Origin of the sequence: Brevundimonas sp. (assembly GCF_019636155.1) — a bacterium.
Classification (GTDB): domain Bacteria; phylum Pseudomonadota; class Alphaproteobacteria; order Caulobacterales; family Caulobacteraceae; genus Brevundimonas.
Genome location: NZ_JAHBYB010000008.1, coordinates 96,185 through 111,012, shown reverse-complemented (window position 1 = coordinate 111,012; position 14,828 = coordinate 96,185). Strand labels below are relative to the sequence as shown.

Sequence of the window (14,828 nt, the reverse complement as noted above, 5' to 3'; positions counted from 1 at the left end):
GTCGCATTGGGTGAATGGGTCCTGAACGGATCACTCGCCAGTCGCCTCGCCGTTGCGGGCGCGGTTGACGGCCAGGAGGTCGCCGAACAGCTGGTCGGCGTTCAGGGTGGTGTCCAGGGTCAGGTCCACCCCGGTGCCGGACGGCAGGGGCAGGTCGCGTTTCAGGAACTCGCGGCTGATCAGTTCGGACAGGCCAAGGCGCAATTCCTGCCGCTGGGGCGGATCATGGCGGCCCCGGATGTGGAACAGCACCCCCAGCCGGCCCTCGTCCAGGCTGTTGACCTCGGCCGTCAGGGTGTCGAAGGCGAGGTTTTCCATGGCCTGATAGGCCAGGTCCTGGACCGTATTCGGCGGAACCTCGGCGCCCCCGCCTCCGGCCTCGACCCCGCTCAGGGCCTCGCGCTGGATCGACAGGCGGCCGGGCTGGACCGCATACAGATGGCCGCCGACCAGTTGGACGCCCCTGTCCGGCGTCGATCGGAAGGGCAGGCGGCCGGAGACCACGGCGTCCAGCCGCGCCTTGTCGCCAAAGCCCGAGCCGGCCAGCAGTTCGCCCAGCTGGACGCGGTCCAGCACCACCACCCCCTCGAACTCCTGGCTGGGATCCAGGGGCACGGTGAAGGGCTCGATCAGGAGGCGTCCGCCAGCCACCCGCACATCGGCGCCCGCCAGGTTCAGCCCGCCCTGGTCGATCGAGAACTGGGCCTCGGCCTGGGTCAGGGGCGTCAGGGTCTCGACGCTGTCGACCGTCAGGGTCTGGCCGGGGGCGGTGACCAGGGGGACCAGGCTGGTGAACTCGATCTCGCCTCTCAGCCCCTTCACAGCCCCGGCCGGGCTGGCGAAATCCAGGCCGGGGACGACCAGAAGGCCTTGGCTGTCGCCCTCGCCGTCGGCGCGCCAGCCGATCCGGCCGGAGAAGCGGGCCGAGCCGACGGCCGGCGACTGGACGAAGGGTTCGACCAGGGGGCTGAGGTTCAGGGGCTGCAGTCCGCCCTCGACGAAGGCCAGGGTCGGGGTCTCGATCTCGATCCCGCCGACGCCGGACCGGCCGTCATGGGCCAGGGTCAGACGCCCGACCGGATGGCCATCGGCCGTCAGGTCGAAGCCGCCGCTCCAACGCTCGTCCGCCAGAGCCGCCGAGCCCGAGGCCGTCAGAGGGTTGAACCGCCGTTCGGCCGCCGCATCAACCACCTGGGCGCGATCCACCGCGGCGTTCAGGGCCACGCCCGAAGGCCCGCCCGAGGCCGTCAGCCGCCCGGCGGCCTCGCGGAACCGCATCTCCAGGAAGGGCGCCGCGGCGTCCACCGCCTCCAGCCGCCCGCGCGCGGTCCAGCCGCCGTCGGCGATGGCGATCAGCGGCCCGCCCTCGGGGCAGAAGCGGCCCGAGACGTCGGTGATGTCGTTCTCGTCCAGTTCCAGCCGCTGGACCGAGACCTCGGCGCAGGCGCCCGAAACGAAGGTCAGGCGGCCGTTGGACGAGATCAGATTTCCCCGGGTCCGCGCCTCGACGCCGCGGAACAGGTCGAAATCCAGCGCCGCGCGCCCGTCCAGGGCCGCCTCGAACCCGCCAGGCGTCAGGCGCCACCGGGCCACATCGACCGCCAGTTCGGGCAGGCCGCGTCCCCGCTGGGCCGTCAGGGTCAGAGCGCCGCCGCCCGCCTGGCCCGGCTCGGCCGTGAAGACGGGGCGTCCCGGAACGGCTGCGACCCGCAGCAGGCCACCGTTGCGTGGCCGCGCCTCCACCGGCCGGTCCAGCGACACGGTCACGCCGGGGCTGCCGGCCGTCAGCCGCACCGAGGGCGCCGACAGGGTGAAATCGCCCAGGGCCGACTTCATCGCCTTCAGGTCTTCCGGATCGTCGGCCTTGGCCGGACCCAGGATCGGCCAGGCCCCGCCAGCGGCGTCCAGCCGACTGCCGGCCTGGATCAGGACCGCGCCATCGGTCCGCGCGTCCAGGTCGATCCGGCCCTCCACCCCGGTCAGTTTCAGGTCGCCGGCGTGCAGGGCCCCGGCGCGGACGGCCATCGGCCCCTCGGCCTCCCAGGCCCCGCCGCGTCCGCCGGCGGTCAGGCCGGCCGTGTCAAGGGCCAGGCTCTCGAAGCCCCCCCCCGTCATGGTCAGGCGCGCGGCCCGCACGGCGGCCGGACCGTCCGTGCGCCAGGTCACGCCCTGGCCGTCGCGCCGGACGGCGAGGCGTCTTCCGTCCGCCGTCAGGGTCACATCCCGTCCGCCCAGATCGCCGGTCGAAAAGGCGCCGAGACGGGTCCGCAGGTTCAGGCGGCCGTCCACGGCGAAGGTCTCGATCCAGCCGGCGGTCGTCCCGTCGAAACCACCCGTCGCCGAAAAGGCGTCCAGCCGCGTCCCGGCCGCCTCCAGCCGGCCGGCCTCGGCCGAGACGTCCAGAACCAGCCGCCCGTCGCCGCGCCGGCGTTTCAGATCGGGATAGGCCGCCTGGCCTGAAACCGTGATCCGCCCCCCCGCCACGGACATCTCGCCCGAACGCGCCCGGGCGGCCGCGACATCCAGACGCAGGTTCAGCCGGTCGCCGGTCCGATGCGCCCGAACGGCGCCGGTCAGGCCCTGTGCCTCGATGTCGCCCGACAGGGTCGCCGGGATCAGCCGGGCGTCCAGGTCAGTCAGCTTTCCGTCGTCCAGCCGCGCCGCGCCGCGCGCGCTCAGCCGGCCGCTTGCCGTGTCCAGATGGACACGGCCGTCCTCGACCAGGATCAGAGGCGCGCGGCTGTCGGGACGCGGCGGGCGACGGGTGAAGGTCTCGATGATCGGGTCCAGCGACCCCAGGGACAGCCCCTGGTCCGCCCAGCGGGCGCGCAGCACCGGCTGGACCAGCCGCACCCGGCTGGGCGTCACCCCCAGGCCCGAGGCCGACCAGGGCGCGCCGATCATATAGTCGACCTCGACCCGCTGGACGGCGAAGTCCGGGTCCTTCTCGTCACCCACCCGGACCCTGGCCGTCAGGCCGTTCAGCTCGATCCGCTCGATCTCGACATCGGCGTCCACACCCCGCCGCTCCAGCCATCCGACCAGCAGTTCGCGCGCCGCCGCGCGCCGGTTCAGATAGAGGGCCGCCAACAGGACGAGGGCCAGCACCGCCAGGGCCGCGAGGCCCAGGCCGACGCCCCGGACGATCCGACCGGCGCGGCTCATGCGCGGTCTCCGGGAAGGCGACGAGAGGGGCGGGGAAGCGGCATGATCAGAGACACCCGGCGGCTCGTCGGCGTTGCATGGGAAACACTGTATAGTGACGCATAAGACACCCGCAGCTTATTGTGGCGCTGCCGGGGCGCGAGGGGTCATGATCGTCCAAGCATAGAATGGCAATGCTTTACGCTAGACTGTCGGACAGGGTTGCATAAGCGCGCGGACGCTGCTCGCCGACTCGCGGATTACGGCGGCGGTTAACCGTTTATAACCTTCCGGCTTCCCATAACCGGCATGAAGGGTTATAGCCCATGCCTTCGCGACCGGGGGTGCTTGGGCGCGATCCTTGCTTGTCAGTGCTTGGCGCCGAATGGGCGTCGCCAGTTGTCGGGGACCGATGGCTCAGTTTGACCCACGCCGTCAGCCGATGCGTCTCGCGCCGCACGCCTTCACAGCCCTGGCGGCGGTTTCGGTGGCCCTGCTGGCCGGCCGTGTGTACCAGCCCGCCCGCGCCGAAGAGGCCCCGGTCCTGACCCCGGCCCAGCTGGAAATCCTTGAAGTCCAGGCCTTCGCCGCCGCCGCCGCCCCGGCCGGCCTGACCGCCCCGGAAGCCATTCCCGTCCAGATTCGCCGTGGCGAGACCTTCGAACAGGCCGTGCGCCGCACCGGCGTATCGGATCAGGACGCCTCGGCCGTGGCCGCCACGGTCGCCAACGCCCTGGACGTCAGTCAAATTCGCGCCGGGCTGCGGTTTGAGACCGCCGTCTCCCGTCCGCGCGGCGGCCTGGGCGAAGCGCGGCTGATCGGCCTGACCATGCGCACCGGTCCGGCCAGCCAGCTGACCGTGTCGCGCAGCTTCGACGGCGCGCTTCGCCTGCGCGCCCTGGAAGAGAAGGTCACCCACGAGACCATGGTGCTGAAGGGCGACGTCGAGCGGTCGCTGTCGGCCAGCGCCCGCGAACTGGGCGCCACCGCCTCGATCGTGCGCGCCGCCAGCCGCCTGTTCGCCACCAAATTCGACATGCAGCGCGACGTGCGCGCATCGGACGAGTTCGTTCTGGTGTTCGACCGCGACGTGACCGAGGCCGGACGCACCGTCGCCGTGGGCGAACTGATGTACGCCCAACTGCGTGGCCAGACCTTCTATCGCTTCACCCCCGCGGGATCGAAGTCGGCCCAGTATTTCGACGCCTCGGGCAAGAACCTGCGCTCGGCCATGATGCGGACTCCGCTGCAGAGCTTCCGCCGCGTCAGTTCGAACTTCGGCGTGCGGACCCACCCGATCTCGGGCTATCGCAAGATGCACCAGGGCATCGACTTCGCCGCCGGCATGGGCACGCCGGTGATCGCCCCCGCCGACGGAGTGGTGGTTGAGGCGCGGCGCTGGGGCGGATACGGCAACTGGCTGCGCATCCGCCACGCCAATGGGCTGGAAAGCGGCTACGGACACCTGTCGCGTTACGGCGCCGGCATCCGGGCGGGCCAGAGGGTCAGCCAGGGCCAGGTGGTCGCCTATGTCGGCTCGACCGGCGCCTCGACTGGGCCGCACCTGCATTATGAAATCTGGCGCGGCGGCCAGCGGATCAATCCGGCCGGCATCCGCACCACCGAAGGCACCGAGCTGACGGGCGCCGACCTGGCCGCCTTCCGCGCGGAAAAAGCCCGCATCGACCGTATCATCGCCGCCGGCGGCGAACGCAAGCCGGCCCTGCAGCAGGCCTCGGTCGACGGCCTGCGCCCGGCCCAGAACGAGGGCTGATCGCCCTTAACCCACCAGGACCGGCGCGACCGGCCCGTGGGCGTCAGGGCAGGACAGGCCGAGCACCCGCACGTCCGCCTCGCCGAACTTCAGGCCCAGCGTATCCAGCAGGGCGTTGACCACCCCGTCCAGCATGGGGGAAAGGGGCGTCAGCAGCGCCTTCAGCGCCCCCGCCAGATCGCCCAGGCCAAGCCCCAGCCCGACCACCCTGACGGTGATATCCAGCCGACCCACCAGACTGGCGACCAGGCCGCCGACGAAACCGCGCGAACCGACGGTGCGGATCGCCTGATCCTCGATCTCCTGGGCCGAAAAGCGCACCGGACGAAACCCCTGATCGGCCGCCTCGATCTGTGACGATCCGCTGACCGTCACCAGCCCGGCGACCGAGACGAAGACCGCCGGCGACACGGTCAGGGCGCGTTTGAAGTCTCCCAGCCGGCTCTCATCGACCGTCCCGATGGCGGCCCGGGCGACGCCGGGACGAACGGCCAGATCGACCCGGCGCGGATCACAGGCCAGGCTTTCCAGCCGCGCCTCGGACGGCGCCAGTTCGATCAGGATCGGCAGGGAGACCTGGGCCAGGCCGGCCAGCTTCTGGCTGGTGCGCGCCTCCAGATACAGCCGCGCCTGGGCCGTGCGGATGATCGGCTGGCCGGTGTCGGTCACGGCGATCCATGGCGAGCCGTTGGGCCGCTCACCGATGGCCAGATCCAGGCTCAGGTCCGCCAGCCCGGCCTGGGCGCCCAGGTTCAGGGCCAGTTGACGGTCGCCGCCCGTCTCCAGCATGGCCGTGGCCAGGTCCAGGGCCGAGACTCGGGCCTCAAGCCCCTGCCTCAGGGCCTGGGGGGCGTCGGCCTCCAGTCCGATCAGGTCGCCCACCTTGACCCTCAGTCCGTCAGCCGCCCGCGCCAGCTTGGACAGGGCCGAGCCGTCGGCGTCCCCGGCCACGGCGTCCAGCACCCCCAGGGCGCGGCCGGCGTCGATCTCGGCCCGTTTCAACGCCTCATAGTCTCCAACCGTCAGCCCCAGGTCGATCGACAGGGCGTCGGTGAAGTCCAGTAGGCTGACGTCAGCCGTCGCCAAGGCATTGTAGTCCAGCGCCGTCAGCGACACGGTCGAACCCGTCAGGCCCGACAAAAGGGCGTTGGCCAGCCCTCCGTCCAGCCGCGCCAGCCGCGATCCGATCGAGAACATGGCCAGGTGTTCGCCGGCGGATGTCGCCGCCGTGCCCGACCGATGCACCGCCACCGTCTCCCGCCCCAGGAGCCAGCGGCCGAAATAAAGCGGCGCCTGACCGCTCAGGGTCACTCGGGCGGCGTTGGCCGGTCCGGCCCCGGACCGGAACCGATCCCCCGGCTCCAGGGTCGCATCAGCGACATAGACGCCCGTGGTCGCCGCCACCTGAACCGACGGGCCCACATTGGCAGCAGCCGTGGCGCGGGCGGCGGCGTCATAGCGGTCCAGATCCCGCGTCGCGGCCAGGGCCGCCAGGTCGGCCGCCCCCTGAAGTTTGCGCGCATACAGGGCCACCGACCCCACATCGATCACCAGGGCGGCCAGGGCGCACAGCAGGCCGCCCACCGACGCCGCCATGATCGCCACCCCGCCGCGCCGATCCCGGATCAGCCGCCGCATCGCCATCAATAGCCCCCGATGCGGACGACGGCCGTGCGCTCGATCACCTGGGGCGGCTTGGGCAGGGGCCCGGCCAGGGCCAGCAGGGGCTGGCCGCCGACGTCATAGGCGACGCGCACCCGGATGGCCTCGATGTCCGACTGGACGCTGACCACCGCCAGGCTGGGATCCAGCCCGGCGCCCGCCTGGGCCTGTTCGGCGATGAAGCGGCGGGCCAGCCGCTCGCGCTCGGCGGGGTCAAGGCCGGCGACCGCCGCCCGCGCGCCCTCCGACGCCATGGTCTGGACCGCCTGGGCCATCCAGAACCAGCCGCCATAGACCACCAGCCCCATTAGCAGCAGGACCAGGATCGGCCCGACCAGGGCGAACTCGACCGCCGCAGATCCCTCACGTTTCCTTTGCGCCCGCCCTTTCATCACCCGCTCCACGAGGCTTCGTGAAGCAACTATGGGTTGTTTTTCCTTAAGGCATGGTTTGGCCGGTCACGACGCCTTTCGCCGCCGCCGAAGCAGCCGGTCCGAAAGCGCTTCCGCATGTTTCAGGGTGAAGGCCAGGGCGGCGGGCGATCCGCGGCGCGGCCCCACCGTGTCGGCCACCACGGCGCCGCGCTCTCCCATGGGTTGTGCCTGGCCGGTGGTGGTGTCGACCGCCGTCTGATGCTCGATCTCGGCGTTCAGCTCGGCGCCCATCAGGACGATCTGCACCGACAGCCAGGTCCAGAGCAGGAAGCCCATCATGGCCGCCAGGGGCCCGTAGGAGGCGGTCCGCACGAAGGTCTGCAGATACCAGCTGAAGGCCAGGGACAGACCGACGCTGAGCAGGGCCGCCAGGATGGCGCCGGGGGTCAGCCAGCGCCAGCGCGCCCGCGCCCGGCACGGTCCGAACCGATAGGCCAGGGTCAGGGCCGCCCCATAGACCAGCAGCAGAACCGGCCACCGCAGGGGCGCCAGATGCCCCCATCGCGCCTCGAACCCAAGCAGGTGCAGGGCCAGGGGCGCCCCGACCACCAGGGCGGCGGAAATCAGCACGGCCGCCAGGCCGGAGAGGGTAAAGCCCATGCACAGCAGATTGTATCGGACCAGATTGCGCCGCTCGACCTCGTGGTAGGCGACGTTCAGGCCGTAGAACAGCATCTTGACCGCCCCGTTCGCGGTCCACAGCGACAGCAACAGGGTCCAGACCAGGGTGAAGGTCAGGACGCCGGTCGAGTTCTGGGCCAGGCGCTGCATCTCCCCGCCGATGAACTCAGCCACCCCCGGAGGCAGGACGCTGTAGAGGAAATACAGCCGCGAGACCGCGTCGCTTGGGTCGGCGAACAGCCCGTAGATGGTGACCAGGACGGCCAGGGTCGGGAACAGGGACAGCATGACGAAGAAGGTCACGCCCCCCGCGACGAATCCCACCCGATCGCCGAAATAGCTGCCCCCCCAACGCCACAGGATATCGGTCCAGCCCTTGCGCGGGATGTGTTCGGGTCGGGTCGCCATCCGGCCCCGGCCGGGCTCCTGGGCGTCGAAATCCTCGGGCGTCGGCGCGGCCGGCGGCAAGGGGGCGGGCCGTTCGCGTCGCAGCTCCAGCCCAACGGTGTGGCCATAGCGATAGGCCAGGTGCGCCGCGCCGGCGCCGGCCGCCAGCCCGCCAAACACGGCCCCGAGCCAGGCCCAGGCGCCCAGGGCGCCGGAGGATGTCTTGTGCAGGATACGCCCCTTCATCCGCTGCTGAACGGTCAAGCCTGGCGCGCGTTCCGCTTGAAATCCCGCCACCGCCGCGCCAAGTCGCCCCCATGACCGAACCGACCACTCTGCTGACCGCCTGGAAGGCGGCCCAGGCCCGGCTGAAGGCCGGCCGCATCGACAGCCCGTCCATCGACGCGCGCCTGCTGCTGGAAGCCGCGACCGGCGCCAGCCGAACCGACATCCTGACCGATCCCTATCGGACCGTCGCCGACGACCAGCAGGCCACGCTGGACGCCTATGTCGAGCGGCGGCTGAGGCGCGAGCCGACCTCACGTATCCTGGGCCGCAAGGGCTTCTGGAAGATCATGCTGAACGTCACCCCGGACGTGCTCTGCCCCCGGCCGGACACCGAGGCCATCCTGGATGTCGCCCTGCTGCACTACGCCCCGCACGAGGCATTCAGCGTGCTGGACCTGGGCACGGGATCGGGAGCCATCCTCCTGGCCATCCTGGCCGAGCGCGCCGGGGCGCGGGGCCTGGGCACGGACATCTCGACCGAGGCCCTGGCGGTCGCGCGCGAGAACGCCGCCAACCTGGGGCTGGGGGAACGCTGCGACTTCCTGCGCACTGAATGGGCCGCCGGTCTGGCGGACCACAGTTTCGACCTGGTGGTGTCCAACCCGCCCTATATCCCCAGCGCCGACATCCCAGGCCTGGACCCGGAGGTGCGCGACCACGACCCCCACCTGGCCCTGGATGGGGGCCCCGACGGGCTGCAGGCCTATCGCGACCTGGTCCCGGAAATCCGGCGTGTGATGAAGCCCGGCGGCGTCTTCGCCGTCGAGATCGGCTGGGACCAGGGACCGGCCGTCAGCGCCCTGTTCAATGAGGCGGGCTTCGCCGACGTCAAGGTGGTCAAGGACCTGTCGGACCGCGACCGGGTGGTGACCAACGGCCCCGACCCGCGCACCAATCCGATTCCCAAGATGTAGGACCGCGCGGTCAGCCGCCGAAGCGCCGCACCGTGTTCCGCGCCACCTCATTGCCCGTGGCGTGGTCGCCGTCGTCCAAGCTGGACCCGAACGGCCAGCCGGCGTCGTCGCGGCAGTAGCGGCGGTTTCCCTCCCGCGCGCCGACCACCACGGCGCGCGGCCACAGCCAGTGGGCGCCGGTGAAGACATTGTCGGTGATCCGGTTGTCGGACGGGGTCTGGTGGCGGATCACCCCGTCCTCGCCGCAGTTGCGGTAGAGGAAGACCCCGCCCCGGCTTCTCAAGACGCCAGAATGCAAGGCGAAGCGGTTGCCGGTGATGCGGTTGCGCGCCGAGCCGTCCACGGCGATCTGTTCGCGCCCGGTGCGGATGTCGAAGACGCCGTCGATGATGGCGTTGTCCGCGCTCTCGGCATCCAGATAGACGGCGGTTGATACTGATCGCCCGGTGAAGCGCGGCCGTTCGACCATCACCCCGGTCACCCCCGGCCCGACATAGAGGGGGATCGAGCCGGTGGCGGCGAAGGTCAGGTCGCTCAGGGTGATCCGCGTCGGGGCGGCCGCCTGGGCGGCGGCGGTATGGCCCGCCGTGCGCGACGAGGCCAGCAGGTCGCGCATCGAACCCCCCGCCCCCATGCCCCAGATCCTCACCGCCCCATGGAGGATGCAATTCTCCAGGCGGATGTCCGCCGGCCGGCTCCAGCCCTCGCCCTCGCGGCGCGAGGCGATGAAGACGGTCGGGGTCGCCGTGGTGGTCGCCGCGCCCGGCACGCCCAGCGCGCCGCCGCGACAGTCGATCCCGGCGCCCGACGCTTCGGCCCCCTCGATCAGGATGCGGCGGCGGACCTGGGTCACGGGCGTAAGGACGGCGCGGCAGGTCAGGCGATAGGGCGTTTCCGCCGGCGCGGTCATCTCGGCGATCTGGGCGGCCGAACACGGCCGAGCGGCCGCCTGTTCCGTCGCCCCGGCGGCCTGGACCAGCAGCAGAGCCAGCAGCCCCATCATCGCCCGTCCCCCGCCACGGGCTGGGCCAGGGCGCGACGTTCGGCGGCGCAGCCCGGATGGGTGCGGCCGCCGGCCCTCAGGGCGGCGATCTCGGCCCCGGCGGCGGACGCGTCGGCGCGATAGTCGGCCACCTGAGCCTGTTCGGCGGCCAGGGCCTGGCCCAGGGCCGCGCCCGCCGCGACGTCGGCAGGCCGGTTCAGGGCGCAGACGGCGGCGCTGTCGCCGATGGCGCGGCCGATGGCCCGCACCGCCTCGGCCCGATCCGGCGCCGCCAGCGCCAGGGCCTCCGCATAGGCCGCGCCATACAGGGCCGGGCGCGCCGGCCAGGCGGATCGCGCCCGCGTGGCCGGGTCCAGCCGGATGCAGGCGCGGCGCTGGGGATCCTCGACGACCGGACGCGGGCGCTGAAAACGATCGGCGGCCTCGGCCAGGGTCACGGCATCGCGCATCACCCGTTCGGCCAGCCGCTTCAAGGCAGGAACTTCGGCGTCGGCGGTGCGGACGCCCAGGGCGCAGTCGAAATGCTGCAGGGCCAGGGGCGGCCGCAGTTCGGCCTGGGCGCCGGCCAGAAGCCAGCGATCCGTATCCTCCCATCGTTTCAGGGCGTCCGAAGCCTCGCGGTCGGCCAGATCGCCCGGAGAGCCGGCGACGGGCGGCGCCGGAAGATCGGCGGCCAGGGCCCGGATCGTCTCCATCTCGACATAGCCCTGGGCGGCGGGCCGGCGCGGCTCGGGCGCCGTGATGCAGGCCGTCAGGACCGCCGCACCGACCAGGGACGCCGCCGCCAGGACGGCGCCTGGCCTCACCGGCCGGCGCTCCAGGTCAGCAGAACAGTCGATCCGCCGCCATCCTGGGGCGAGGCCACGACCTGAAGCTGGGCGTCCGACGGTCCGGCGGCGCCATAGGCGCGCGACCCGCCCTGATCCATGGCCATGACCGAGGCCAGGCCCGCCGCGTCGGCCTGCTGGCGATAGAAGGCGATGACCTCGGCCGGTTCCGCCGCGACAGTGAAACTGCTCATCCCGCCCGGGCCGGCGGGGCCCGAGGCGCTCACGCTGGAGGTCTGGGCGACCCGCGCGCCCGGATAGAGGACGGCGAAGGCCGGGGCGCCGTTCGCGGCGGGAGGCTGAGGTACGGCGGCCGGCGTCGCGACCGCGGCGGCGTTCGCCTCGACCGCGGGGGCCGCGGGGGCCGGAGGAGGAGGAGCCGTCGTTTCCGACTCGGCCCGGGGCGCGCCATCGCAGGCGGCCAGGGACGACGAGATCAACACCGCCACGAAACCGGCGGCCAACAGACGGCGGATCATGCGAAACATCCTCACGAAATCGACAGGCGCGAGGGTGGCGCAAGCCTGTGGCGCGGGCAAGGCGAAGCTGGGCCGAATGACGGCGGCGTCGCGCCTCAGCCGGTGGCGGCGTCGACGTCGTCGCCGGGGGTCTTGGGATCGGCCTTGTCGTTGGTCTTGAGACTGGTCTTGCCCTCGGCCGGGTCTCCGGCGGGACCGGTCAGGCCGTCGGGCGTATCCATGCCTTCGCCGGCCAGGGCCGCGTTGACCGCCTCCTGGTCCGGATCGCGGTCCGAGCCGGTGGCCGCCCCGCCCTGCAGCGAGCCGGCGCGGGTGTCCGAGCCGGAGTCCGTTCCGCTGAGCGCGTCGATCAGGGCGTCGGACTTGCGGCCCAGGTCCGGGCGTTCGCCGGTCTCGTCGGCTTCGCGAGCGTCTTCGGCCAGGTGGTGGTCGGTCATGATGCGGCTCCTTCATCCGATGAAAGCCGCCCGGCGCGCCTGAGGTTCCCGCCAAGCAGAAGGGGCGCCCTTTCGAGCGCCCCTGCCATGATCCTTATTTCCCGAACAGCTTGGCCCAGCGGCGCTTCTCGCGGGCCTTCCAGGCGCCGCGGTGATAGGCGTCCGAGCCGATCAACGGCACGACGGTGGTCGCCTCGGCGAAGACCATCTGCTCGTGGGTGGTCTGGACCTTGCCCCACGACGCCGCCTCCTTCAGGGTGGACGACGAACAGGCGCCGTCGCGCACGTCGGCGACCGTGATCTGGACCGCATAGCGGTGCATCTCGGCCTCGACGCCCAGGATCTCGGCGCAGACAACGGTGTCCTGGGCGAAATTCTTGGGCACCCCGCCGCCGACCATGAACAGGCCGGTCACGCCCGCGGCGATCTTGATGTCGGTCAGTTCGCGGAAGTCGGCGATGGCGTCCAGCATCATATAGGGCTGGCCGGCGGCCGCGCGCTCCTTCTGGTGCTTGACCAGGCCGAACCCGGCCGAGGAGTCCACGAAGGCTGGGCAGAAGATCGGCACGCCTTCTTCATAGGCGGTCTGGATCAGCGAACCGGGCTTCTTGGCGTTGCCTTCCGACAGCCATTTGCCCATCTCCCAGATGAACTCACGGCTGGAATAGCCGCGCGGCTCCAGACGGTTGGCGATCTCCAGGATGGTGTGGTCGCAGGCCTGGAGTTCTTCCTCGTCGATATAGGTGTCGTAGATGCGGTCGATGTAGTTGTCGCGCAGGACGTTGTCGTCCACCTCGCCGGCCGCCTGATAATGTTTGAAGCCCAGGGCCTCGAAGAAATCCATGTCGACGATGCTGGCGCCGGTGGCGACCACGGCGTCGATCATGCCCAGCTTCACCATGTCGCGATAGACGTGCATGCAGCCGCCGGCCGAGGTCGAACCGGCCAGGATCAGCCAGGGCGAGCAGGCCTTGTCTTCCAGCGCCATGTTGAAGATGTCGGCGGCGCGGGCGGTGTCGCGGCTCGAGAACGACATCTTGCGCATGCTGTCGATGATCGGGCGAGCGTCGAAGGACGTGATGTCGACATGCTCGACGGTGTTCTGGAGCAGCTCGGCCTTGGTGTTGGCTTGAACGGGAGCGTTCATCGGTTTGGTTTCCCTTACTGGTGAGCGCCCGTCGAAAAGCCGGACGGAGCGACGGCGATGACTGAGCCTTCTCCCAGAGGGAGAAGGAGGGACCCGCCCGCGTAAGCGGGTGGGAGGATGAGGGGTTCCGGTGTCAGAAACTTCGGGCGCCGTAAACCCTCACCCTTTCGCCTAACCGATCACTACGCTCTCGGAGGCTCAAGCCCTCTCCCGCCGGGAGAGGGAAGCTGTCCTAACGCCGCGCCTTCTTGCGCTGGCCGGCCTTGCCCTTGGGACGCGACAGGCGGACGACCTTGCGGGCCTGTTCCTCGGCCGTGGTGCGCACGGTCGGGATGGAGCGCGGGGCCAGGCCGTACAGCGACGCCATCGGCGCATCCTCGACCACCGCGACCTCATGGTCGCCATAGCCGTTGAAGCCGGTGGACATGGCCACGCCATAGGCGCCCAGCATGCCGATCTCGATGAAGTCGCCTTCGCGCACATCGGCCGGCAGCCAGAACGGACCGGGCATGTGGTCGATGCTGTCGCAGGTCGGACCGTAGAAGCGGAAGGGCTTCAGCTCGGCCGACCGTTCGCCGTCCCGGACCAGCTTGGTCGGGAAGGGCCAGCGGCTGTGCGTCGCATCGAACAGGGCGCCGTACGACCCGTCGTTCAGATACAGGGCGTCGCCCTTGCGCAGGTCCACCCGGGCCAGAACCGACGACGATTCCGCCACCAGAGCCCGGCCGGGCTCGCACCACAGTTCGGTGGTTTCAGACACCGGCATCTCGTTGAAGCCGCGATGAATGGCGTCGGCGTATTCGCTCATGTCCGGCGGGACCATGCCCGGATAGACCGAGGGGAAGCCGCCGCCCACATCGACGATGTCCACGATCACCCCGGCGCGGCTGAGCGACCGGCCGACCTGGGCCATGGCGGCCTGATAGGCGGTCGGGCGCATGCATTGCGAACCGACGTGGAAGCTGACGCCCATCAGCCCGTCCCGCACCGCCTGGCGCGTGGCCAGCAGCAGGGCCGGGGCCTGGTCCGGCGACACGCCGAACTTGCCCGACAGCGTATAGGCCGCGCCGTCCGCCGACACGGCCATACGCACGACCAAGGTCAGGTCGGCCGCGCCGCCCGTGGCGTCGAGGATCTTGGCCAGCTCTTCCTGGCAGTCCAGGGCGAAGGTGCGGACTCCATGCTCGAAATAGGCCTTGGTGATGGCCGCCCGGCTCTTGACCGGGTGCATGAAGGCGATGCGCGCCTCGGGCAGGACCGAGCGCACCAGCTCGATCTCGGCGATCGAGGCGGCGTCGAAACCGGTCACGCCCGCCTCGACCAGGGCCTCGATGACCCAGCGCGACGGGTTCGCCTTCACCGCATAGAAGACGTCGGCTTTCAGATTATCCTGGAACCAGCGCGCCGCTACGGAGACGGAGCGCGGCCGCACAAGGGCGACAGGACGCTCCGGAGACCGCTCGCGGACCAGGTCCAGGGGAAGCTGGTACGTGCGCAATTCACGTAACCCCCTGATGATTGTTAACCCAGACCCGGCGTTAGCGGCGCAGCAACAGACCTACGGGGTCCGCCGGAAGCGCGCGATATGAGGTCTTCAGGCCTTCATGTCAAAAGGTAATTTCGTGGCGGGCCAGGGGTTCCGTCGACCGGGCCGCGTCCAGCCGCCCCGCACGGCTGACAAAGCGCCGTCCTGCAGCCGTTCCGCTGGACG

The 14,828-nt window shown here is 71.0% G+C and carries 13 protein-coding genes; 3 read left to right on the top strand and 10 right to left on the bottom strand.

The genetic code is table 11. The features are described from left to right. Positions 1–30 precede the first annotated feature (30 nt). Entirely contained in the window at positions 31–3,165 is a 3,135-nt protein-coding gene (locus KF910_RS10410; protein ID WP_292261806.1) for an intermembrane phospholipid transport protein YdbH family protein, read from the bottom strand. A gap of 421 nt (positions 3,166–3,586) precedes the next feature. On the opposite strand from KF910_RS10410, the gene KF910_RS10405 reads away from it, so the two are divergent. Further along, positions 3,587–4,918, top strand: coding sequence for a M23 family metallopeptidase (locus tag KF910_RS10405; protein WP_292261802.1), 1,332 nt, complete (start codon positions 3,587–3,589; stop codon positions 4,916–4,918). A 6-nt stretch (positions 4,919–4,924) separates the two neighbouring features. Here the strand turns inward: KF910_RS10405 and KF910_RS10400 are convergent, their stop codons facing one another. The 3 genes from KF910_RS10400 to KF910_RS10390 form a co-directional block, all read right to left on the bottom strand. Then, on the bottom strand, positions 4,925–6,562 hold the full coding sequence (locus KF910_RS10400; protein ID WP_292261794.1) for a TadG family pilus assembly protein: 1,638 nt from the start codon (positions 6,560–6,562) through the stop codon (positions 4,925–4,927). Beyond that, positions 6,562–6,972, bottom strand: coding sequence for a TadE/TadG family type IV pilus assembly protein (locus KF910_RS10395; RefSeq protein ID WP_292261762.1), 411 nt, complete (start codon positions 6,970–6,972; stop codon positions 6,562–6,564). Before KF910_RS10395 ends, KF910_RS10400 begins: the two co-directional genes overlap by 1 nt. A gap of 66 nt (positions 6,973–7,038) precedes the next feature. Next, a complete protein-coding gene (locus KF910_RS10390; protein WP_292261755.1) occupies positions 7,039–8,286 on the bottom strand; it encodes a YihY/virulence factor BrkB family protein in 1,248 nt (415 codons plus the stop codon). Between the two features lie 53 nt (positions 8,287–8,339). Here KF910_RS10390 and prmC point away from each other — a divergent pair, with 53 nt between their 5' ends. After that, the gene (prmC, locus tag KF910_RS10385; protein ID WP_292261749.1) at positions 8,340–9,224 is read left to right on the top strand and encodes a peptide chain release factor N(5)-glutamine methyltransferase; all 885 of its coding nucleotides are present in this window, start codon (positions 8,340–8,342) and stop codon (positions 9,222–9,224) included. Between the two features lie 10 nt (positions 9,225–9,234). Here prmC and KF910_RS14320 read toward each other — a convergent pair whose 3' ends face one another. Continuing rightward, the gene (locus tag KF910_RS14320; RefSeq protein WP_416354699.1) at positions 9,235–9,840 is read right to left on the bottom strand and encodes a hypothetical protein; all 606 of its coding nucleotides are present in this window, start codon (positions 9,838–9,840) and stop codon (positions 9,235–9,237) included. A gap of 16 nt (positions 9,841–9,856) precedes the next feature. Between KF910_RS14320 and KF910_RS14315 the strand changes: the two genes are divergently transcribed. After that, positions 9,857–10,111 carry a twin-arginine translocation signal domain-containing protein gene (locus tag KF910_RS14315; RefSeq protein WP_416354698.1) on the top strand — a complete coding sequence of 85 codons (255 nt, stop codon included), beginning with the start codon at positions 9,857–9,859 and terminating at the stop codon, positions 10,109–10,111. Positions 10,112–10,223: 112 nt separating this feature from the next. On the opposite strand, the gene KF910_RS10375 is transcribed toward KF910_RS14315, so the two are convergent. The 5 genes from KF910_RS10375 to KF910_RS10355 form a co-directional block, all read right to left on the bottom strand. Beyond that, the gene (locus tag KF910_RS10375) at positions 10,224–11,033 is read right to left on the bottom strand and encodes a PA-phosphatase (protein ID WP_292261740.1); all 810 of its coding nucleotides are present in this window, start codon (positions 11,031–11,033) and stop codon (positions 10,224–10,226) included. Further along, on the bottom strand, positions 11,030–11,533 hold the full coding sequence (locus KF910_RS10370) for a hypothetical protein (RefSeq protein ID WP_292261738.1): 504 nt from the start codon (positions 11,531–11,533) through the stop codon (positions 11,030–11,032). Before KF910_RS10370 ends, KF910_RS10375 begins: the two co-directional genes overlap by 4 nt. Before the next feature lie 95 nt (positions 11,534–11,628). Next, entirely contained in the window at positions 11,629–11,970 is a 342-nt protein-coding gene (locus tag KF910_RS10365) for a ribonuclease (RefSeq protein WP_292261733.1), read from the bottom strand. Positions 11,971–12,064: 94 nt separating this feature from the next. Continuing rightward, the gene (locus tag KF910_RS10360; RefSeq protein WP_292261728.1) at positions 12,065–13,117 is read right to left on the bottom strand and encodes a 1,9-bis(guanidino)-5-aza-nonane synthase; all 1,053 of its coding nucleotides are present in this window, start codon (positions 13,115–13,117) and stop codon (positions 12,065–12,067) included. A gap of 232 nt (positions 13,118–13,349) precedes the next feature. Next, positions 13,350–14,615 (bottom strand): type III PLP-dependent enzyme, encoded by a 1,266-nt coding sequence (locus KF910_RS10355; RefSeq protein ID WP_292261720.1) that lies wholly within the window; start codon positions 14,613–14,615, stop codon positions 13,350–13,352. Positions 14,616–14,828 lie beyond the last annotated feature (213 nt).